Annotated in this window: 1 rRNA gene; it reads right to left on the bottom strand. The window is 44.6% G+C overall.

Going from position 1 to position 260, the window contains the following annotated elements:
* Nucleotides 1-109 (bottom strand): 23S ribosomal RNA (locus F0185_RS34245); the annotation flags it as partial.
* Nucleotides 110-260: the final 151 nt, after the last annotated feature.

Here is a 260-nt window from a genome sequence, read left to right as displayed (position 1 = left end):
TGCGGATCAAAGCTTGTTTGCTAGCTCCCCGCAGCTTATCGCAAGCTACTACGTCCTTCATCGCCTGTAATCGCCAAGGCATCCACCATGTGCACTTATTCGCTTGTCCCTATAACGTTAGCCTCTGATCCGGAGATCAAAGAGCGTTACAGAGATAAGAAAGTACAGCGTTGTTGCTTTGTTTTGATACATACAATCACTACCCATCGAACCGTCTGTCGACGATTCGATTAAAACTTTACTTCTTCCAGATTGTTAAA

The sequence above is a fragment of the Massilia rubra genome (assembly GCF_011682065.1).
Taxonomy (GTDB): Bacteria; Pseudomonadota; Gammaproteobacteria; order Burkholderiales; family Burkholderiaceae_D; genus Telluria_A; species Telluria_A rubra.
The sequence above is the reverse complement of the archived record's forward strand: the minus strand, read 5'-3'. Positions and strand labels throughout refer to the sequence as shown.